We start from the raw sequence: 23,653 nt of genomic DNA on the forward strand, positions 1-23,653 counted from the left end.
TTTCATTCAGTTAGATGCACCGGACTTGCTTGGCGCACCAAAAACATCACAATTCCCAAAACTGCACCACCTATCCGTGGCGTAGTCGCCGACGTGAGTCGGCGCAAACTATTCAACCGTCTACCTTGCAATGGCTTATGAACCAAATCTCCCATAAAACTTCACCATTACACCGCCCACACTGGTGTAATTTTGGGCTACTTTTGGAGTACTTTTTCCTGGCATTCCAACTCCAAACTCCCAGCTTCTACCTTTTGGCGGTGATTTTTCTGCCCCAAAATATTTCTGCAAAAGTTCTTTCGGAAAAGGGAAAAGGGGTTCGCCTAGAACAACGCGCTAAATGAGACTCTTTTTGCACAGTTACGGGGCTGTTGGCGCATTTTCCCCATTCATGCATGGGAACCGTGGTTAATTCACCGGTTCGAGATGTTTCCTTATGTCCCCAAACAATGGCGGCAACATGTTTTTTTGAATGGCGTAATCGAACGCAGGCCGTATTGATAACACGGGAAATTAGAGCTTCTGCAAGGGGGCCTCATTGGCTCGCACCCAGGCGGCGATGTCGCTCACGTTTTGCCGGATGTTCCGACGCGGACGCCAAGGCGTGCGCGCAAACAGGCGCTGGCAATCGCCAATAAACAACCGCAAATCCGCCGGACGCGTTACCGGGTTCGAGGTGATGGGGACTTGTCGTCCGATGATTTCCTGGCAGAGGGCGGTCAGTTCCAGCAGCGAAGCGCTATGGTCGCGACCGCCGGCAACGTTGCCCAGCCAGCCATCCCAACGATCAAAGTTCTGAATCTGATCCAGGATTAATTCGCAGAGGTCCTGCACGTGGAGGAAATCCCGCACTTGTTTGCCCGCGCCGCCAAAGCCGATGTATGAGAGGGGACGGCCATAGTGATGCGCCATCACCCACAAGGAGAGAATGCCCTGATCCACTTTACCAAACTGCCACGGGCCGGCGATCACACCGCACCGATTGATGACCGTGCGCAAGTTAAAACTGGCACGATACTCTTCGATCAAGAGTTCCGCCGCGTACTTGGTGAATCCATAGAGAGAACGCGCGCCGGACATGTCCACCGCCTCACTGACCCCTTGGGAACTGATGCCAGGCACGCCGGCATCCAGCCATTCAAAGCGGGTTGCGCCTTCCTGCCAGGCATGGGACTGAAGCCGGTCCATCGGGTATACCCGGCTGGTGGAGAGGAAGAGAAACCCGCTATTCCATTGGCGCGCTTTTTCCAGGCAATGGTACGCGCCATTGAGGTTGGTGTGCATCAGGTAGTCGGGCGAACCTTCCAAACCAGCCAGCACCGATGGTTCCGCCGAGCACTCGATCAGGAAGTCAAACGGGCCAGTGGGGAACCCTTGTGGGTCGCGCACGTCACCCTTGAAGAATTCGATGCCCGCCGCTTGCAGCCGGGGCACATTCAATTCGGAGCCGCGCCGGTAGAGGTTATCCATGCAGACGATGGAGACGCCGGCGAGGTTCTGCTTCAGGGTTAACGCCAGGTTGGACCCCACAAAGCCGGCACCGCCAGTGATGAGAATGCGCATGAGGTTAGAGGCTAGTGTTTGCCGACGGCCTGGTAGATTTCGGAAAAGATGTCATCCAGTGATTTGGTGATACCCCAGCCCGGATAATGCGCCTGCATCTTCGCCAAGTCGCTGATATAGCAGATATGGTCTCCGGCCCGGTTCTGGTCCACGTACTCGAAATCCATCCGCTTGCCACTCAATGCCGCTGCCCGCTCGAACGCTTCCAGGATCGAGACGCTGTTCGCCCGCCCGCCCCCGATGTTGTACACCTCCCCGCACCGTGGCTGCTCAGCAAATGCATGGATGAACCGTGCCACATCCAGTGAGTGGATGTTGTCCCGCACCTGCTTGCCTTTATAGCCGTACACCTTGTACCGGCGTCCCTCCGCGTTGCATTTCACCAGGTAGCTCAAGAATCCGTGCAGTTCCACCCCGCTGTGGTTCGGCCCCGTCAGACACCCGCCCCGCAAACAGCAGGTCTTCATTCCAAAATAGCGTCCGTACTCCTGCACCATCACGTCCCCCGCCACCTTCGAGGCTCCAAAGAGGCTGTGCTTGCTTTGGTCAATCGAGAAACTCTCTGGAATTCCGTTGGCGAAGGCGGGATCATCATACTCCCAGCGCGTGGCCAGTTCCTTGAGCCGGATCGTGTTGGGACGGTCTCCGTACACCTTGTTGGTGCTCAGGTGGGCAAAGACCGCCGTCGAGGCGTGCCGGCGCGTGGCCTCCAGCAAGTTGAGCGTGCCCACGGCATTGACGTCGAAATCGTCGAACGGACGTGAGGCGGCCAAGTCATGGCTGGGCTGGGCGGCGGTATGCACGACCAAGGCGGGTTTCAGGGTGGCCAGCAATTGATCCACGCCCTGGCGATCCCGGATGTCCAACTCATGATGTTGGAAGTTGGGATGGGCGGTCAGGAGCCGCCGCTGGTTCCAGCGGGTATCCCCTTGGGGGCCGAAGAAATCCGCGCGTTGATTGTTATCCACGCCGCACACTTGCCAGCCAAGCTGGCAGAAATACGCCACCACCTCTGAGCCGATCAGTCCCGAAGAACCGGTTACGAGCATTGTCTTCATACGTTTGTTTCGTGCTCGCATTGTTATCCTGCCCCGTGTTCGCTGTCAATTTCAAAGCCTGGACACTAGGCATCCCGTTTCGCAACGCGCCTTGGAACCGGCTGCCGCCGGAACCCCAAGCGGGATCCATTGAATCCTTGGACAATGCGGGCGATGAAGGTGGCCATTTTTTCGCTTTAAAAACGTCGTCGTTCACCCTACCGTTGCCGCCATGTTGACACTGGCAAAGTATTCAATGGGTATGGGCGACCGGTTTGCCCACCAGGCAAAGGCGCAGTTGAAAGCCTGCAAACAGGCTTTGGAGTGCGGTGTGGAAATCATTCCGGTTTGGAACAAGTCGAACCGTGAACATCTCATCGTGGGGTCCGAACCGGCCAGTGTGCGGGTGGCCGCAGATTCGGCCGTCAAGACGCTGGGCTGGCATAAACCATACCATGTGGATGCCGACCATATCCGGCTGGAGACGGTGGATCGTTTCATCCCGACCGCTGACTTTTTCACGTTGGATGTGGCGGATTTCATTGGTAAACCCGCCGCGGCGGGGGCGGTGCAGGCGTTTGTCAGCCAGCATCCGGAACTGGTGGGCGCGTTGCGCATTCCCGGCATTGCCGCGCCATTCCAAACCAGCGCCGCCGACATCGAGCGGATGGCCGCCAAATATTTGTATGCCGTCCAGGAAGCCGGGCGCATTTATCAGCAGATTGCCAAGGTCAAAGGGCAGGGGAAGTTTATCACGGAAATCTCCCTGGACGAGACGGATGCGCCGCAGACGCCGCCGGAACTGCTGGTGATCCTCGCCGCCATTGCGGACGGGAAAATCCCCATCCAGACCATCGCGCCGAAATTTACCGGGCGCTTCAACAAGGGGGTGGATTACGTGGGCGACGTGGCGCAATTTGAAAAAGAGTTCAACGAGGATCTCGCCGTCATTGCCTTTGCCGTCAAGGAGTATGGTTTGCCGGCGCAGCTTAAATTGAGCGTCCACTCCGGCAGTGATAAATTTTCAATCTACGGCCCCATCCATCGCGCGCTGAAACGCACCGGGGCCGGGCTGCATCTCAAAACCGCCGGCACCACCTGGCTGGAAGAACTCATCGGCCTGGCGGAATCCGGCGGGCACAGCCTCGAATCGGCCAAGGAGATTTATATCGAAGCGCTGGCACACCAGGATGAACTCTGCGCCCCGTACGCGGCGGTGATTGACATCCAACGGAGCCAGTTGCCCGCGGCGGACACCGTGAAGCGCTGGTCCAGCGCCCAGTATGTTGCCGCGTTGCGCCACGATCCCAAAAACAACGCTTTTAACCCGCACCTGCGCCAGTTGCTGCATGTGGGGTACAAGGTCGCGGCCAAAATGGGACCGCAATATCTGAGCATGCTCAAGGCCAATGATACGGTGATTGGGCGTAACGTGACGTTCAACCTGTTCGAGCGCCATATCAAACCGGTGTGGCTTGGCTAACGGCCGGCAGCAACCCGGAAACCCGGCACCAAAACGCCTATGAACTATTACCAAACTGTCGAGCAACGTTACAGCGTGCGCGCGTTTAAAGCCACGCCCGTCAACCCGGAATCGTTGGCGCGCATTTGGGAAGCCGTGCGCCTGGCGCCTTCCGCATGCAATCTGCAACCGTGGCGGTTCCTGGTCATCAAGACGGCGGAGTTGCGCGCCAAACTGGCGCCGATCCTGCAACCGTGGGTGTTCACCGCGCCGCTGGTGGTGGTGGCCCTGGGTAATCGTCAGACGGCTTGGCGGCGGGATGGCCAAAGTTACCATGAATTGGACGTGGCGATTGCTTTTGAACATTTGGTGCTGGCGGCCACGGCAGAGGGCTTGGGTACCTGCTGGATTTGTGCCTTCGACCGGAAAGCAATGGCCAAGGCGCTGGAGCTAACGAATGAATGGGACCCGGTGGCGGTGACGCCGCTTGGATATCCGGCGGTTCCTTGCATCAAGACCCCGCGCCGGGCAATCGCAGAGATTGTGCAGGAAATCTGAGCGATTCAAAACGGTTTGACAGGCAACCATCGCGATGTTTGATTTTTAGATTTATGAAATGGAATGGAAAATTGTTCGGACTGATTGCCGCGCTCCTGCTGGCCCCGGCCAGCCAGGTTGGCGCGGGTGATATTCACGACGCTGCCGGTGCCGGTGACGAGTTCAAGCTCAAGGAACTCCTCAAACAAAAGCCGGAACTGCTCAACGAGCAGGAGCCGGATGGCAGCACCGCGATGCATGTGGCCGCGCGCCTGGGCCAGACGGAGATTGTTGCGCTCCTGCTCACCTACAAGGCCAGTATCACGGTCACCAACAAAGATGGCCTGACCCCGTTACAGATGGCCCGCCTCCGCAACCACCCGAAAATTGTGGACCTGTTGCTCGCCGCCAATCCCAGCGCGGAAGATAAAATGATGGTGCTGCGCGATGCGTTGCACGAAGCCATTATGAAAAACCAGCCGGACAAGGCCCGGAGCATTCTCGATAACAACCCCGGACTGGACCTTGCCAATGCGAAGAACTTGATGGAAAACACCGCGTTACACTTTGCCGCCTTCGCGGGCAACCTGGATCTGGTCAAGTACCTCTTGGGCAAACAAGGTAAAGCGGACGCGCGCAACAAGGAGGGCAACACTCCGTTGCACGCCGCCGCCGCCACCGGCCACCGGGACGTCGTGGAGTTGCTGCTGGAGCAGAAAGTGGCGATCAACGAGACCAATCTAATGGGGGTCACGGCCCTGCATCTGGCAGCGGATCGCGGCCATGAGGAAGTGGTAAAATGTTTGGTGGATCATAATGCGGATGTCAACGCCACCGGCAAATCCGGGGTTACCCCGCTGCTTGTGGCGGCGGAAAAAGGGCATCTCAATGTCGGACGGCTATTGCTGGATCATCAGGCCGGCATTAACGCGCTGGGGGATAAAATGGCCACTCCCTTGCACTTCGCGGTGCGCAACGGGGATCTGCGTTTTGTGGAACTGTTGCTTGCGTACAAGCCGGACTTAACGAAAAAGACGGTGGATGGTCTCACTGCCCTGGCGCTCGCCAATCAAAAGGGATTTGTGGCGGTCGTTGATATGTTGAAGAAGGCCGGGGCGAAGGAATAATCCATAGAAGCCTCGACTCCAGTGCCTTTTTCCCCGGTTTGGATGAATGCGGCTTCGTCCTTATTGTCGCACGCTTTCGCCAGCAGAATTGACTTTTCGAGGGTTGACTTATCGGCACGAATCAATAGTGTAGTACCTTGTGCAGAGCTTGGTAACCAGTAGTGAAGACCGACCAACCACGCCCTTGAAAGCGGGCGCGCAGTGGTTTTGCATCCGCACGAAACCCAAGCACGAGCATATTGCCGCGGCACATATTCGAAAATACCAGGGCACGGAAGTGTTTTTCCCGCGCATCCGGCTTGAGCGCGCCTCGCGGGGTGGCAAAATCCGTGTGCTGGCACCGTTGTTTCCGACGTACCTTTTTGCCCGGTTCGACTTGATGATGGAACTGCGCTCGGTGCGCTATGCGTCCGGAGTGCTTAACGTGGTGCATTTTGGCCACTACATTCCGATCATTCCGGACCAGGTCATTGAGAATTTACGGCTGGAACTGGATTCCGAGGGCGTTTGTGAAGGGGCTCCGGAGTTTGTGCCGGGGGATGCAGTGGAAGTAATCACCGGCGCCTTCCGAGGCTTTCAAGGGCAGGTGTTGCGCACCATGACGTCTGGCCAACGCGTGGCCATCTTGCTGGATTTTCTGGGACGCCAGGTGATGGTGGAGATTGAAGCCGAGTTCATCCTCAAGGAGGCGGCGGACACGCTGGCAGGCAAACCTTCGAATTCGGGAGGAAAAACGTCATGAATTGGGCTGGGATTGGACAATTACTTGTCATCAGCCTAAGCCTCATGGCAGCGGCGTTGCACGGGGCGACTTATACGGTGCTCAATACGAACGATTCTGGAAGCTTTTCATTCAGGCAAGCGCTGTTGGATGCCAATAGCAACCCGGGGTCGGATACCATTCTTTTCAACATTGCGGGGGCGGGCCCGCATGTCATCGCTCCCGCCTCCGCACTGCCCACGGTTACGGATTCCGTGATCATTGATGGCACTTCGCAACCCGGGTACAACGGGCAACCGCTGATTGAGGTCAACGGCGCCAAAGCGGGCACCAGCACGAGCGGGATATTGGTGCAGACGTCGGGATGCACGATTCGGGGATTGGCGATCAACCGGTTTACGCGGGACGGCATTCGCTTGGAACGGTATGGCAACCATGTGGTGCAGGGAAATCGCATTGGTACGGCCCCAAATGGCACGACCGCGCTTGGCAATGGCGAGGGTGGGGTCACGCTGTATCAGTCGGCGAATAACCTGGTTGGCGGGACGAATGCGAGCGAACGAAACCTGATTTCCGGATCTACCCTGGCTGGCATGTATATCATTGGGGCGGGGGCGACGGGGAATTGGGTGCAAGGGAACTTGATTGGCACAGATATCACCGGCACCAACTACTTGGGAAACCAGAACAGCGGTGTGATCATTTCCGATGCGCCGAGTAATTACCTAGGGGGGACCGTAGCGTCCGCACGTAACGTTATTTCTGGGAACAGCCAGAGCGGAGTGTATATCCAAGGCAGTCTCTCCACTGGTAATGTGTTGCAGGGAAATTACATTGGCACGGATATCACTGGACGGTATGCCCTGAGCAACCGTTGGGACGGGGTGACGGTGGTGAGTTGCGTCGGCAATGTGATTGGCGGCGCGGTTCCGGGAGCGCGCAATATCATTTCAGGCAACATGTTGCGCGGTGTGATTTTGTCTGGAATCGGAGCGAATTCGAACCAAATCCAGGGAAATTACATTGGGACAGATGTCACCGGGCAGGTAAAACTCGGCAATGCCAACGCGGGCGTCTCAGTGTTGGGCGGGTGTGTCAACAATCGCATCGGGGGAACGAACGCACTCGCCCGGAACGTTATATCCGGTAATCTTTTTTGCGGGATAGTCCTGGCGGACAACAATACGGTCGGAAATGTGGTGCTTGGCAATTACATCGGGACGGATGTTTCGGGCAGCAACGCGGTGGGCAACGCGCCTTTCGGTATTACGATCACCAGCGCCTCGAACACGGTCGGAGGCGCAAGTGCGGGTGCCGGGAATCTCATTTCAGGTAATCAGCAGCATGGCATCTTCATTTCAGGATCCGGCAGCACGGCCAACGAAATTCTGGGCAACTACATTGGAACCGACGCCAAGGGGCAATTCAAGCTGGGCAATGGGGAAGCGGGCGTTTTCATTGACGGAGCGCCGGGTAACCTGTTGGGCGGCACTGCGGCTGGGGCGCGCAATCTCATCTCCGGGAATGCATCGAATGCCGCCTTTTCCGTCGGCATCTACCTTTCCGGGACCGGTGCCACGGGTAACCGTATTTTAGGCAACCAGATTGGAACGGATGCCAGCGGCACAACGGGCCTGGGAAATTATTGCGGAGTGGGCATAAACAACGCGCCCACCAATTGGGTGGGCGGCCAGGAATATGGCGCCGGCAATATAATTTCGGCCAGCGTGCGACAGGGGCTCTACATAACAGGCGCAAATGCCACTGGAAACCATATTGAGGGCAATTATATCGGGACGGATATCACCGGGACCCGTGCGCTGGGTAACTTGGCGCAGGGGATTTTGATCCAAGCACCCAGTAATTACATCGGCAGTGCCCTGACGGGAGCGGGGAATGTCATCTCCGGAAACCAAAATGTGGGCATCGCTATCGACTTGGTGGTTTCCACCGGTAATGTTGTGCAAGGTAATTATATTGGCACGCAAAAGGATGGAGTCAGTCCTTTGGGGAACACATGGCATAATATTGAACTTAAAAACAATGCGTCGAACACTACTATTGGCGGGGTTGGGCAAGGGGCTGGCAACCGCATCGCCTTTGTCGTCACGGATGGCTATGCGGGAGTGCGAGTCCGCGATGGCTGTAATGGCATATTTATCCGGGGTAACGCCATTTTCAGCAATGCTGGTCTGGGGATTGACCTCGGCGCCAACGGCCCCAATGCGAACCAATCGGGGATTATCTCCAGCGCCGCCAACTGGGCGCAAAATTACCCGATTATTACTGCGGCCTCGGGCCGGTACCGGACCACGATTCAAGGCACCCTAAAAAGCACGGCCAACCGAACGTACACGCTTGATTTTTATGTCAACGCAAGCCCGGACAAATCGGGATACGGCGAGGGACAACTGTGGTTGGGCGCGCTGCCGGTAGTCACAGATGGCAGCGGAAATACCAGTTTCACGGTTGTTTTCACCAATACGATTTCCGCTGCCGGATTCATCAGCGCGACGGCCACGGATGTTGCCGGCAACACCTCCGAATTCAGTGCGAGTGTGAGCAACAGTGTGCCGAGCTTGGTGGATACGGATGGCGATGGGTTGCCGGATGATTATGAATTAGCGTGGGGACTGAATCCCAACAACCCGGCGGATGCGGCCTTAGACTCGGATGGCGATGGGGCCTCGAACTTGTCTGAATACCTTGCCGGGACCAATCCGCGGGACCGCACCGATGTGCTGCGGTTTAGTTTGCCGCAGCTTTTGGGCGGCAAACTGACGCTGTATTTTCCGACCGTGCCTGGCAAACAATACCAAGTGGATTTTGCCAGTCCGGTGGGTGCGGCCTGGGTTCCGCTGGCGACCAACCTTCCGGGGACCGGCGAACCATTGCGCCTCACGGATACCAACGCCAGGCCCGCTGGCACCTGTGTTTATCGGCTAAGGGTATTTTAATGAAATGGTTTAATTTAAATCACGTAAAGGGAGCGGCGGCAGCGTGGCGCGTGCCATGGCTGGCCGGCTTGGCGGCATTGCTCATCTATGGAGCCAGCCTGCCGCTGGGGATCACCTTGTACAATGCCCAACCGACCGCCCACTTGCTAGGGTGGGACTGGTCTTCATTCCGGACCGCCCCCATCACTTTTTTGTTGCTGTACCCGGCGCGTTGGCTGCCGGTGGGGTGGCAATTTGGCGCCGCCGGCTTGATGACCGCCGGCTTTGGCGCGTTGACGTTGGCCCTGCTGGCTCGTTCCGTGAGCTTGTGGCCGCAAGACCGCACCCCGGCGCAACGTGAGCGATTGCCCGACGGACAGGTCCATCTGCCAGCCAACCTGGGCTGGTTGGCCAGTTTAATTGCGGTCGCGGCGTGCGGTTTGCAGACCAGTTTTTGGGAGCACGCAACCATCGCGACGGGAGAAATGGTGGATTTGCTGCTGTTTGCGGCCAGTGTCTGGTGTCTGCTGGAGTATCGCCGTTCGCAGTCTGCCGGTTGGCAGTTTGGATTTGCACTGGTGTTCAGCGCCGGAGTGGCCAACAATTTTGCCATGCTTGCGTTCAGCCCATTTTTACTGGCAGCCCTGTTCGTGCTGAGCGGCGACAGCTTGATTAATTGGTCGCGAATTGGGTATTGGTTACTGGGGCGTTCCAAGGAGAACTGGTCGTTCCAGCAACAGCAATGGGCAATCCGAACCGGCCCGGGAAAAATGGAGGGCGATCAAAAAGCACCGCCGTCGTATTTTATTTCGCCGGTGTTGGGCAAGCTGGCTTGCTTGGGATTGGCCGGACTGCTTTTTTACCTGGTTTTGCCTTCATACCAGAGTCTGACTGGGGTTTCAGACCAGGGTTTTCTGAGAGACCTGAGGGGGTGCCTTGGCGCGCAAAAGCACGCCCTGTTCACGGCGGACCGAACGGTGGCATTGGTCATGGGATTGGCAATCCTAACGCCGCTGGCGTTCATCATGGTGCGCTGGCGCCTGAGGGAAGAAATTGAAATACTGTCCGATCAGTTGCGTCATCTTTGGATTGAACGCCAAGTGGTGTATATAACGCTGCACGTGAGCCATGCTGTGATTTTGGCGGTGACCGTTTTTTTAACGCTGGATGTTTATTTTAGCCCGCAGGTGCTCAGCCGGGGAGCCGCGTACCTGCCGCTTTATTATGTCAATGCCTTGGTTTTGGGGTACTGCACCGGGTATTTTCTGCTGATTGCCCGAGGACAACTGCAGAACCAAAAAAATGCACCCAAACAAATGGGATTGGAACGAACGATTTCCGGCATTTTTCGCGGTGGGATCTGGCTGCTGGTGGCGTTACCCGTGGTCCTGTTTTTTCGGACTTTGCCGGGCATTTTAAGCCACCGGGGCGAGCATCTGGCCCACTACGGCAAACTGGCTGCCCGAATTCTCCCAGCCAATGGCGCGGTCGTCATGGCGGATGACAAACGGTTACTATTCGCGGTGCGGGCAGGACTTGGATCGGCGGCCAACCGTTACCAGTTCATTCATAGCGCGAGATTGTCGCAGCCCGCATTTCAGCGTTTCCTGCAGCGCCGATATCCTGACTTTCACCCCCTCACGGCAACGGGAGCGTCCAACCAAACCAGCTATGCTTACACCGGGGGTGATTGCCTGAAGTATCTGGGTAAAAAACAGGCGATTTACGCGCTGCAGCCGATTCAGGGACCATTGGCGGAGCAGTTTTATGCCATGCCGGACAAGCTGCTCTTCCGACTGGAACCGCGTCCCGCAAATGGCTTGGCGGGCAAGCCGCCGTCCAAACGGGCAGGGGAAGACACGCTATTATTCTGGCGGGGATTTATGAAGGAAGCGGCGGGGGCGGGGGTAATTGGAAGACCGGAGTTGCGCGCGCGCGGAGGTGGCGAGGCGCGCGGGTTGGGAGAGTTTTATTCGCTGCTGCTCAATTATCATGGCGTGATGTTGCAGCGGGCTGGCGAGTTGCCCTGGGCGGCCGAATGTTTCAATTATGCGGTGGAATTGAACCCCGACAACCAAGCTGCCTTGGGTAACCGCGAATTGAATCAAGCCTGGCAACAGCAGGGACGCCCGCTCACGCGGCTCGAACCGCAAACTCGGCAACGGTTGTTGCCTTTGCTGGCGCGGTGGGATTGGACGTTGGTCACATCTGGACCGGTGGATGAACCGGGCGCATATTTTTCACTCGCACTGTATTTGCGGGGGCGTCATTGGCACCGGCAGGCAATTGACGCGCTGCAACGCGCCATTTTTTTCATGCCGGATGAGTGTGCCTTGCACGCGTTACTCGCTTCCTCCCTGGCATCCATCGGCATGACGGACAGCGCCTTGGAGGAAATCAGCGCCTTTCGGGCGCGGGCGGCTAAAACCAGGATTGCGGGCGATGCCTTTACGTTGGTGCAGGCAGAATCGCACATTCGGGAAAGCCGCAAGGAGCACGCCCAGGTGGACAACCTGCTGGCGGAGGCGATGAAGGAGAATCTGGCCGACGTGCGTCCGGTCAACCTTCAGGTTCATTTCTGGCTGGAGCGCGGGCAGGCGGCACGCGCACAGGCGTTGCTGGAGCACCAAGTCAAGCTTCACCCCACCAATGCCAGTTTCCTGGTAAACCTGGCGGGGGTCATGCAACTGAGGCAGAATGCCGTCGGCGCCTTGCCCTATCTGGAACGGGCGAACCAAGCGTCGCCGGGTGACCCGCTGATTTTACAGAATCGTGGACTTGCCTATCGGCAGACCGGAAATTTGAAAGCGGCGTTGAACGATTTTGAAGCGGTCAGAACCAAGGCTGGATCGTCACCGGCGATCGTGTTCTGCCTGGCGGAAGTGAATTACCTGCTGAAGGAATATCAATTGTCGCGAAGTCTGTTTGAAACTTTTTTGAAGACCGCCTCGTCGAATAATCCTGATCTGCCCAAGGCCCGGAAGTACCTTAAAGCCATTGAGACAGGCACACCTCCGGAGCAATGACGTAACCCCGACAATTGGTGGGGCGTTGGGAAATGTGAACGGTCTGCCTACTGGGAAGTCGGCGACACAGCAGGTTTGGAAACCTGCGTCACGCTGCGTGGAATGCGGCTAGCCGTGGTCTTCCCGTTCTGAACGGTGTGCCTCACTGCTTTGTGATCCATGGCCCCATTGCCTGTGCCAACGGCAATGGCCAGCAGTGCCCCGCCGGAATTCGGGCCGGTTTCAATCCCTGCTTACGGGGACTTTTTCAGGCGGTTGAACTGCGAGCCTTCCAGAATATCCAGGCGCAGCACGTTGCTTTCACCCATGATCTCAACCAGATTGGTCGCCGTGATCCAATTGGAGGATGAGAGATTGGTGGAGAATTCCAACTGGAAACCCGTAATGGAAGTTGGCCAACTGAGGAGCACCTGTCGGTTCGTTTGCCAAATGCTCAACACGGGAGGCGGGGTGACCACGGTAGTCATGACCGATGCGGTGGCAGTAATGCCCTGAAGACAACCCAGTGCGGCTTGGTGGCTGATGAGGCCGGGTTGGCTGGCCCGGAAACCCATCGTGATCACCGCGCTGCTGTTGGCGGGAATGACACCCAGGTCGGCCAACAGCAGGCCATTGGTGACGGTGCCGCTTCCCTGACTGACCGACAGGGATTGCAACACCCAGCCGGCAGGCAGGGCGTTGGTCAGGAGCACTCCCGTGGCTTCCCGCAGTCCCTGGTTGGTTATCGTCAGCCAGCAAGTGAACGGATTCCCCTGCTGGATGGCGGACGGCGCGTACCGGAATAAAACCGCCAACTCGGGCAGCTCGAAGGTCGTCACGGCATCCGGGATGGCGGGGGCCGCTTCCGTGTTGCCCAGCCAATCGCGCGCCACGCTGTAGAAAGCATAGGTATGGCCGGACACCCCGTGCAAGCTGGCGGAAACATTGGTGGTGTTCGTCTGCCACAGCAGCCACGGGCCGACGTTGTCTTTCATATAGACGTCATAGCCGGCGACTCCAGAGCCGCCGGGGTCATCCTGGCCGGACCATTGAATCAGCGTTTCCGTCACCAACGTGACGGTGGGCAACAGCAGCATCTGGCTGGTGGGCGGTCCGGCATCAATGGTGTTCAGCCAAGGCGCATCCTTGGGTGCCGGCCCCCACGGCCCCATGAAGTCGAATTGCACCAGCGCCTGATTGGTGACTTGCGTGCCGCCGGGCAGATTGGGCCGGGTTCGGACCCGAAATTCCATCCAGCCGATTTCGTAGCGGGTCTCCAGATTGAAAGGTGGGAGGAAGCCCGCATTCGGATCTTCCGGGTAATCGCCAGTCACCGGGTCCACGGTATGGAACCACCATTCAACCCGCCCCGTCTGGGGATCGAGGGTGCCGGTGATATCCACGGCAATATTCATGTCTGGCCAGGTATCGAGGCGCGTATCGAGCACGTTGCCGCCCGGCAACGGCTGGTCCCACTTGAGAAAACCGACCCGGGTAAACTCGAACGTGCTCAGGTCGAAGATCGCAGGATTCAGCACGTCTTGAATCACAGCGTCTTGGGTGGGAACCACGGCGTTGGTCTTGTTCCAGATTTCAATCCGGTAATTCATCATCTGCCCCGGCGGCAGGAACCGCTTTAAAGCATTCGTGGATGTCCCCGGAACATCCACGCCAGGAGGCCCCCATTTGTCTTCGGGACTGATGGAGGTGCGACATTTGGTTTCTTCCGTGCAAGCAGGAGGACCATTTGGATGAGTTGTTGGGTGTGGAGTGGATTTATTAGGTGGAGATAGTGATGGGGCACGGCCGTTTTTGTCGAGCCAATCCCATATTTTGGAGAAGGCCAACCCACCTAGTTTACTACCTACAAGACCTGCGGCATATCCTATAACCGGTCCCAAACTTGTGCCTAGCGCACCGAACACAATGCCACCAACCACTTGACCGCCAAGTTTGAAAGCCTCTGCATTGTTTCCAGTACGATACGCTTGTCCAAAGTCGAAAACCTCTTTGCTCGTCTGGACGAAATCAACAACCTTTAATCCTTTAACGAAACCCCATGCGGCTACATTTTTTGGGGTGAGGAATATTTTGTAACTTTTATCCGTCCAATGTGCCAGACCTTGTGGATCAATATAGCTTATAGGATTGTTATTACAATATTGATATACATTAATGCTACCACTTGCGATATTAAGAGGATCTGGATTTACGAAACGCCCAGCCTGCTTGCAGAAAAACCTATTCCGCATGAAATTCAAACCTGTGTTCTCGTCCGTTACACCAAACCGACCCACAAAGCGGAAAACATTTTTTATGGATTCGTTCGCCAATGAAGTTGCCCCAAAAGCATCGTAATCGTACTCATTAAGAATTGTTCCTTGATAATCTGTTAACTGCCTTGTGTTGCCCAATGCATCAAAGGTGTAGAACGCACTGTTTCCAGTTCCATCATTTCTCGATACTAATCCCAATGCATGATCGTAGCGGGCCAAAAGGGCACCATCACCAGCGTATTCCGCAGCCACATCCACCAAGCCAACAGGATCGTGCTGAAAACGGTTGGTGACGCCATCGTGAACCACGGTGGTGCGATTTCCCAGAGCATCGTAGCTATATTGAAAGACGCCATTGGTAGGCGTGGCAACTCTCACCAGCCGATTCTCCATGTCGTACTCATAGGTTGTGGTGCCACCCGCTTCCGTGCGCCCGATCATGTTGCCGTCCAAATCGTACTGAAACGTGGTTCCGCCTGCTTGCGTATATTCATTTAAGACGTTTACGGCATAGGTGGTGTTGGTGCCATTGTCATTCACCACCGTTCGGTTGCCAAGCGCATCATAGGCATAACTAACCTGGCGGCCGTTGGGATAGGTCGCTCCGATCAACTGGTTGAGATCATCGTAACGGTAGAGAGTCACCCCGGCCTTGGTGGTCAAGGTCGTCCGGTTGCCCTTGGCATCATAGGTGTAATTGAAGAACGACTGGACGCTTTGATCCGGGGCCGAATTCGTGATCGCGATGATTTCACCGGTGGCATCGTAAGCGTACGTGGTGGACGTCCCGTTGCCTTTGGCTTCGCGAGCGAGCCGGCCATCGGTGTCATAACTGTACTGGACCAGAAGGCCATTCACATTATTGCTCAAAGTGGCCAGCTTTCCGTTGACATCGTAGCCGTACAGGAGCGTGTACCAATCGCGCCCCACCCGGCTGGTGCGGCGACCGGCCGGATCATAGGTGAACGTGAAACCGTTGCCATCAGGATAAGTGATGGCCGTAAGGAAATCACGGGAATCATAGGCCAGCGTGGTCAGGCCTTGCGCGCTGTCGGTGATATTGGTTAGCAGATTATGGGTGTTATAACCATAGGTGATCTGGCGGCCGTCGGGATAGGCTTTTTTGCTCACCTGCCCGTTGGCATTACGCTCATAAACGAGGGCCTGGCCACGGCGGTTCGTCCAGGTGACGGCGTTGCCGACGGGATCATAGCCCCAGCTTTCACGGGTTTGGTCGGGATAGGTAATGCCGAGCAAGTTGCCTTGGGAATCATGGTCGTAGCGGGTCACGATGCCCCGCGCGTCAATCAAGGTGCCTAGACGATTCTGCGGGCCAGCGTAAGCAAACCGGGTCGAGTGGTTTTGCGCGTCAACGCTCTGCGTCAGGTTGCCGTTGGCATCATAATGAAATTCGGACGCCCTCCCCGTTGGGTCGGTGGCCTGGGTCAGGTTGTAATTGTTGTCAAAGGCCAGGTTCACCCGGCGGCCAAATGCATCCTCCGTCCGCGCCAGCATGCCCTGCCGATCAAAATAGAATCGGGTGGTATTCCCGAACGCATTGGTGGCGGTGACCATGCCGGTGTTGGCGTACCCAAACGCCATCCGCTCAGCACTGCCATTGAGCCGGGTTTCAACCAGCCTCCCCAAGCTATCATAGGCCAAGGTCCGGCGCGTGCCGTCGGCGTACGCGATCTCGGTCAACGCGTGCTGGCTGGCGCCTGCAAGTTGGTTATACGCATATCGGTTGGTTTGACCGTCATAAGACACTACCGAGGCCAGGTGTTCGCCGCTCGGATCGTATCCGAACCGGGTCTGGCGGCCCACGGAATCTGTGACACTGGTAATGCGCCCCTCCGGGCTAGTGTTAATCTGCAGAACCTGGCCACTGGAATGGCTTAGGGTGGTCAAGGCATTGCCTGCATAACTGGCGGTGATCCGATTTCCATTGGAATCTTCCACAAAGTCCAGTTTGCCGTCGGCGCGGAAGGTGGAAACCTGGCCATCCGCTTCGCGCAAAGTGAAGACCCCACCCGCCATTGCTGTGAGCGTGGCATGATCCCCGTTTTGTGGGGTGTAGGTGACACCGTCGGTCGTAAACGTGCGGCGCGATCCGCCCGGGCCCAGCAAGGTCACGGTGCCATCGCTGGCCTGAACGAGGGAAAATTGCCAATTGTGAGACCACCCCCGTCCGAGGGGACCCAGTTCAAACCGCAGGGGAAGGGTTTGCGGAAACACCCGTCCAAAAACCAGTGCCAGCCCGGGGGTGACGGCGGTCGCATCCACCGCACTGGCCAAGTAGCGGATGGGGCTAAAGCCATAGGTCTTTTGCAGTTTGAAGGCGAAAAGGTCGGCAGCATCCGTCACCCGCTGGCCCAGTTGCCCGAGGTAGTCGGCATCCGCACGCAAGGAGGGCAGGTAATCGGCCCATGTGATACCCGCCTGGTTGGTCAGCACTCCAAAGACAGCATTCCACGCTTCATCCGACATGCCGACCGGTCGTAACCGTGAGCTCAATTGGGTCCAGTCTATGGCTTGATTAGGTCCACTTTCCCCAGGCAGTCCGTTCACGTACAGCGAAAACGGAATGTCGCAGACAATGAAGGGGGTGCGAACCGGGATGGTGATGGTTTCCGTCTGGCCAGGACGTAATGTGGCGGCTGGTCCGGTGGAAGAGAGCGCCAGGAAATCCACATTAGAGCCGGTGCGCCATTGGTACGGATCGGGAGTGGTCGCCGGCACTCCCAGCGCCGGGACACCCTGCCATCCCATATCCTCGCGGCTTTGCAAAAGAAGGAGCGGACTGGGGAGATCCACACTGCCGGTGTTCTGGTATTGCACCGTGACGTTGAGGGTGCGGCTGGGCCGGGTCATGGCCGGCACGACGAGCCTGGCGCTGAATTGCGCCATCCCGCCCGTTTCCACTTGCACGGCCCCTGTTTTCGTGGCGCTGGAGGCATCCGGGTTGGTGACCACCACATCGTAGAATCCGGCCCCCGCGCCAGCTTGCGCCAGATCGAAGGTGGCAAAAATCGTGCTCGCATCCTGGTAAAACACCTGGCCGGGCGACTGGATTCCACCCGCCAGCGATAACTGCGCCTGGACAGCCGGATTGAAATTATCGCCCAAAATCTGAATCGTCACCTTTCCGGCATTGCCCACCCGGTTGGGCGAAACCTCGCGCACGGCCAGGGTGGTGAGGACCGTCGTCAGGGTGAAATTGGCGGCCCCTCCCGGCACGCTGGCGCCATAGACCCCCACATAGTAGGTACCGGGCAAGGGAGTCAGGAGGCGCAATTCCTGGTTCGAACTTTGAGTCGCTACGGCGGCGGCATCGTACTCGCCGGAGGTGGGCGGCTGGCCGCGACGAAGGTAAAGCCCCAAGGAAGCGTTCTGATTGGTGCCACTAAGCTGCAACGTGAGGGTTCGGGTTTCCGTGATGTCAAGCCGGAGGTAGCTCCATTGTCCTTGCCGGACCACGCCGGTCAAAGGCTGATTGGTCGTGGCAGTGGGGACATTGATAGCCAGGAGGTTTTGCGCCACCCCTTCGTTGTTCTTGATAATCGGTTCTGGGAAGGCGTGGTTGGCATTGGCGCGCACCAACACATATTTCAGGCCTGAGACATTGGTCGGAACCGACGAAGTGATCGCCAGGCTATAGGTTTGCCCCGGATGCAAGGTGAAATTGTTGGTCACCCGCCCCACCATCAAGTCGTTGGTGCTCGAGTACGGATTCGCCGCGAGATAAACTGCGTCCTGCCAATTGGTCCCGCCGGCATCCTTTAATCCGATGTTCGCCACGGTCCACTGCACGCTGAAAGAATCCCCGGGCTCTACCACGCCGGGGGCTGGATCGGACACGCTAGTGACGGCCAAATCCGGGGCAAGGGTGTCCTCTTGGCGTTCAAAAGCCCCAATATCCACATAACAAGGCAAGCCGATTCCAACATTAGGCATTCCCTGATCATCGTACCGAAATCGTCCCCAAAAATCAGTCGCAGGAACACTTGAGGAGCCGCGCCCGGAATCAATGGCCGGTGATCCTGCTGCCAGTTCGTAATTACCCGCTATGCGATCAACGAACAGGGGGTCGGCTGAGAAGTTACCATCCTGCCCGAAAGGAGCAGGCGCGGTATTCTGCTCGAAGTAGAATTCGTAGTTTGTGGGATTATAGAATATGGTGTTTCGGAAAATCATCGTTGGCGGATCCAAATTGGGGATAGAGTGGTTCAGCCCACCGGCGTTGTGTGCTACAATGGTATTCTCCAATGTCATTATTGAACCTGCCAAATGGATGCCGCAGCCTGGAAAACCCGGCCAACTGAAGATTTCTCCACTCAGACGGCGTACCAGTACAGGTTTCGGGGCGAAACCATTGCCGGCAATCACGCAGTTACGGAGTGTCACTCGTGCGTCTGCGCGCGAAAACAAGCCCACCGTATCATTTTCCACAATGAGTGAATTTGTTGCCGTTAGTTCAGCCAGGGGATAGTAAATCCAAAGGCCGACGTTGTTTTTCCGTAGAACCGAGTTGCTGACTCGAAGCATGACTGCGTTGGTCGCGCTGTATATTCCCCTCTCAGCATACTGCACAGTCGCATGAGTAATTTCACCAAGGCTCCCACTACGACTAATAGCAATTCCGGCCCAGTCACCGGCAGCCGGAGAGCTTGCACTTCCATCGCCATTGCTATCTCCACCAATAGTGTCGTCTTTCGCCGATGTCAGGAATACGGGATTCTGCGATGTTCCTCGTATCCATAACCGACCTCCAACTTTGATCCCGGCACTGGGACTGCCAAATTTAATAATAGTCCCCGGTTCGATAATCAGTGTCATCCAGGGGGGCACGATGATCAGATCATTAGTCAGAATTGGTCCGTGCTCGGCATTCATCTTTATTTCTACCGGGCTGAAACAAAAAGTACGTGTATTGTTTGCTTTATCGCTTTCACACATGCTCCAGACGTACGGCTCTACGCGCACAGTCAAATAGAAACTGTTGGTAGGCGAAAAGGGCAAGTCAATCATGTTCGTCACTGAATAACTTCCGGCCGCTGGAATTGAGGTGAAGCACCGCACGGAAGTCAGTGGGGTAGCATTTGTGGCCACCGTGCTATTAGTTGACAAAAATAGCTGATATTCAAAGGACGCAGGGGTTGGGGCCTTACCCTGGTTGGTAATTGTATAGCTCACCGCAAGAGTTGCCTCGTATTGCCAATCTGCCCGCAGGTCAGAAACCGTCAGGTCGGGAACGGTAACAGTTACCGGAAAGGCTTTGATGTTGTTGGCTTCGTTGAACTCGGTCAGGGTGTCGGGAGTATACGCAGGGCCGTCGGCGCGTAAAATCAGGTAGTAATTGCCTGTGCTGACACAGGGAATAGAGACAAGAAAGGTGTTCGTGTAGGTGTCCCCAGGGTTGAGAACCTGCCTAATTGCGGAGCAGAAAATTTGGGAACTGCCGGTGGATTCATAATTTTGATTCGCAGAAAGATAATAATAGTCGTACCAATATTTTTCGGGAATGGCTGGCCCAGGTCCGTTGTTCCTTACAATCGACCGGATCACTGCGTTTTGCCCAGCCGCCATCGGCCCGATAACCTCGCAAGCAATCGGTTCCAGGTCGGGCAAGCCCGTCGGAGTGCAACTTGAAATGACCAGGCTTTCGGAAGATTCGTTGACATTCTTGGTGTAGATGGTCCCCCCACCGCCGGCGAGCATACCAGCGCCACCGCAGGCCGTGATGTTTCCCGTAAACCGATTTGTTCCGGAGTAAATAGCCACTCGCCCGCCCGCGCCACCACCGGCCTTTGCCCCACTGGGACCACCATCTGCGGAAATGGAACCGCTCCCCGTTAGTTCGCCCACAGTCAGCCAAACGCTACCGCCTGCACCACCTCCACTAAAACCACGAATATCGCCACTCCAGTCACTCAGCTCTCCGTAACCGCCTCTGACTAGAATTGAGCCGTCCAGACTAAACGTCCCGTTCGCAGAAATCCTGATAGCACCACCACCGGCAGCTCCTTGGACGGTCCATATATTGTTGTGGTAGATTGCTGAACCGCCTCCGCTACCAGGGGAAATTGGTTCGAATGCGGAATCATACGCCACACCCCCGGTGATCTGATTGCCGTTCCCGCCCGCGCCGCCATGCCCAGCCCCGGAGCCATAATATCCGTTGTGACCACCTGCACCTGGGCCACTTTCACTACCGTGGCCTTTGCTGCTGACATCAAATCGGCTGCCTTGCTGGATGATTACGTCCTCGCTTATGGCCAAAACGATCACATTGGTTTGGAAATTCGTAACTCCTGAGCAAGTCAAAACCGCGTTATTCGTCAACTCCAAGCTTTTGAATTGATGGGAACCATTAACTGTAAGTGTCGCCCCATCCACAATGAGACGCAGCCCTTCATAGTTCGTATCGCCACATTGGATGAGTGCATTGGTCGGGAAATACGCCACATCCTCAGCGAGGGTCCAAAAGCGCCAAATCACGTCGGCGGGCAAAGGTACGCCATCCAAATCCTTGGCACCTGTCGTCACACGCACCGTGTACATGGAGTTTTGGGACAACGGAGGCACAGGTATAAAGCTGGCGATCTGACTGAACGCATCGTAATGGAGCACTCCCGTGACCGCATTCGAGGCGGCATCCCGAATTTGGAACGTTTCGGTTGTGATTGTCTCCGGGGTCATTGCCTCGCTAAACGATGCTGCGATAATAACATTGGTGCGCACCCGCATCGTATTGTTCGTGGGGTAAACCGCTAGCACACTGGGGGGACCGTCCACGCGCATATAATGAGCTTTCAGTGAAAGGGATGTAGCCGTGATGACCGGTTCCAAACGGATGCCGTTGCCCACATATAACCCGCCAATATCCGCGTAAGCACCGTTTGTGGAACCATACGTCATTACCGCAAACAGATCGTCATTGGCGGGAGAAAAGCCACCCTGCAAGGTGGCGCTCAGGTGCCCGCCAAAATTGGCCGCTCCGAACAACTGAACCCGGCCAAAAGAGGCGCGGTTGTAAATGCTGAAATTGAGTGTTCCGGTGGGTTGATTGGTAAAATAGGACATCCGCACAAGACCCTGCTGAAGGTCCAGCACGCCGGAATTTATTAAGGGCATGGTTATGTCGGTTATGCCGGAACCCACGGTTTTCGTTATCAGCCCGTTATTGATGCATGCGGACACGCCACCCGACGAATAGGTAGTCAAGTCGTTTTGTATCTCAAAAACACCACCCACCTGATTCCGCAAAATTCCACCGTAGAACTGGAGGTCTCCATTGGACCATAGCATTCTTCCTGCATTCAAAAGTGATCCATATAAATTCTTAGCACCACTCCCTGAGATTCGGAGCACGCTATTGCTGGTGATCGTCACCAATCCGTTGGTTGCAATCGTGCCACTGGTCCAATCCACCGTTCCGACGAAGATGTTGGTCCCTGCGATGGTGGCTCCTGCCCAGACCATATTGGGGCATTGAATTAGTCCGTCGAACAGAATGGTCCCGGAAGCCATTCGATTAGTACCTGTACCAGTAAACACCGTGCCTTGAGCAAAGGTACTCCCATCGGCATAGGACAAAGTTCCGGCCTGGATTTCCAACGTGCCGGTGTTTTTCAACGGGATACCCGCAAAATCCGTCGTCCCGATGCCTCTGGATTTGCGCAAAACCCCTTCACTTACAAATAACGGAATGCCTGTTCCGCGAAAGAAAGTGACATCGTTCTGAATGTCGAAGATCGCTCCAGCCAGGTTGGCCATCGTCCCGCCATAAAACTGCATGGTTCCCCCTGACCAAGCCACCAGACCCGCATTCGTCAGCACGCCATATAAATTCTTAGCGCCACTCCCTGAGATTCGGAGTACGCTATTGCTGGCGATCGTCACTAACCCGTTGGTTGCAATCGTGCCACTGGTCCAATCCACCGTCCCAACGAAGGTGTTGGTACCGGCGATATACGCTCCTGCCCACACCATATTTGGGCATTGGATTAGTCCGTCAAACAGAATGGTTCCAGAAGCCATTCGATTGGTGCCAGCACCAGAAAAAACCGTTCCATTCGCGAAAGCGCTCCCACCGGCATAATCCAACGTTCCAGCGCGAATTTCCAACGCACCAGTGTTTTTCAGAGGAATGCTGGAGAACGACGTAGTCCCAGTGCCACCACTTTTGCGCAGGATGCCCGCATTCAAGATCAACGGGTTGCCAGAGATATAACTGACTGTCACATCGTTTTGAATATCAAAGATCGCGCCGCTCTGGTTTACCACCGTCCCGCCATAGAAGTTCATCACACCGTTGGTGATTGCGATTCGATTCGCATTGGTCAGCACCCCAAAAATTTGCATCGTGCCTCCTGAAAAGGCCACCATGCCCTCATTGTGCAGCACCCCATATAAATTCTTAGTGCCACTCCCTGAGATCCGGAACACGCTATTGCTGGCGATCGTCACTAACCCGTTGGTTGCAATCGTGCCACTGGTCCAATCCACCGTCCCAACGAAGGTGTTGGTACCGGCGATATACGCTCCTGCCCACACCATATTTGGGCATTGGATTAGTCCGTCAAACAGAATGGTCCCGGAAGCCATTCGATTAGTACCTGCACCAGTAAACACCGTGCCTTGAGCAAAGGTGCTCCCATCGGCATAGGACAAAGTTCCGGCCTGAATTTCCAACGTGCCGGTGTTTTTCAACGGGATACCCGCAAAATCCGTCGTCCCGATGCCTCCGGATTTACGCAAAACGCCTTCATTTACAAATAACGGAATGCCCGTTACGCGATAGAAGGTGACATCGTTCTGAATGTCGAAGATCGCTCCAGCCAGGTTGGCCACCGTCCCGCCATAAAACTGCAGGGTTCCCCCTGACCAAGCTACCAGACCCGCATTCTTCAGCACTCCATATAAATTCTTAGCACCACTCCCTGAGATTCGGAGCACGCTATTGCTGGTGATCGTCACCAATCCGTTG

Annotated in this window: 9 protein-coding genes; 6 read left to right on the forward strand and 3 right to left on the reverse strand. The window is 56.2% G+C overall.

The genetic code is table 11. The features are described from left to right. Nucleotides 1-513: 513 nt before the first annotated feature. On the reverse strand, nt 514-1,563 hold the full coding sequence (locus WCO56_20350; GenBank protein MEI7731936.1) for an NAD-dependent epimerase/dehydratase family protein: 1,050 nt from the start codon (nt 1,561-1,563) through the stop codon (nt 514-516). 11 nt (nt 1,564-1,574) lie between these two features. After that, nucleotides 1,575-2,621: an NAD-dependent epimerase/dehydratase family protein gene (locus tag WCO56_20355; protein ID MEI7731937.1), complete on the reverse strand. Its 1,047-nt coding sequence runs from the start codon at nt 2,619-2,621 to the stop codon at nt 1,575-1,577. 211 nt (nt 2,622-2,832) lie between these two features. Between WCO56_20355 and WCO56_20360 the strand changes: the two genes are divergently transcribed. From WCO56_20360 to WCO56_20385, 6 genes are all read left to right on the forward strand, one after another. Then, nucleotides 2,833-4,083, forward strand: coding sequence for a tagaturonate epimerase family protein (locus WCO56_20360; protein MEI7731938.1), 1,251 nt, complete (start codon nt 2,833-2,835; stop codon nt 4,081-4,083). 39 nt (nt 4,084-4,122) lie between these two features. After that, complete coding sequence (locus tag WCO56_20365; GenBank protein ID MEI7731939.1) at nt 4,123-4,620, forward strand: nitroreductase family protein; 498 nt, start codon at nt 4,123-4,125, stop codon at nt 4,618-4,620. A gap of 53 nt (nt 4,621-4,673) precedes the next feature. Continuing rightward, complete coding sequence (locus WCO56_20370; protein MEI7731940.1) at nt 4,674-5,726, forward strand: ankyrin repeat domain-containing protein; 1,053 nt, start codon at nt 4,674-4,676, stop codon at nt 5,724-5,726. 139 nt (nt 5,727-5,865) lie between these two features. Continuing rightward, complete coding sequence (locus WCO56_20375) at nt 5,866-6,468, forward strand: transcriptional activator RfaH (GenBank protein MEI7731941.1); 603 nt, start codon at nt 5,866-5,868, stop codon at nt 6,466-6,468. After that, nucleotides 6,465-9,404, forward strand: coding sequence for a hypothetical protein (locus WCO56_20380; protein ID MEI7731942.1), 2,940 nt, complete (start codon nt 6,465-6,467; stop codon nt 9,402-9,404). Before WCO56_20375 ends, WCO56_20380 begins: the two co-directional genes overlap by 4 nt. After that, nucleotides 9,404-12,409: a hypothetical protein gene (locus WCO56_20385; GenBank protein MEI7731943.1), complete on the forward strand. Its 3,006-nt coding sequence runs from the start codon at nt 9,404-9,406 to the stop codon at nt 12,407-12,409. The genes WCO56_20380 and WCO56_20385 overlap by 1 nt, the downstream gene beginning before the upstream one ends. A gap of 233 nt (nt 12,410-12,642) precedes the next feature. Here the strand turns inward: WCO56_20385 and WCO56_20390 are convergent, their stop codons facing one another. Continuing rightward, complete coding sequence (locus WCO56_20390) at nt 12,643-23,622, reverse strand: RHS repeat-associated core domain-containing protein (GenBank protein MEI7731944.1); 10,980 nt, start codon at nt 23,620-23,622, stop codon at nt 12,643-12,645. Nucleotides 23,623-23,653: the final 31 nt, after the last annotated feature.

The organism is Verrucomicrobiota bacterium (genome assembly GCA_037139415.1).
GTDB lineage: Bacteria > Verrucomicrobiota > Verrucomicrobiia > Limisphaerales > Fontisphaeraceae > JBAXGN01.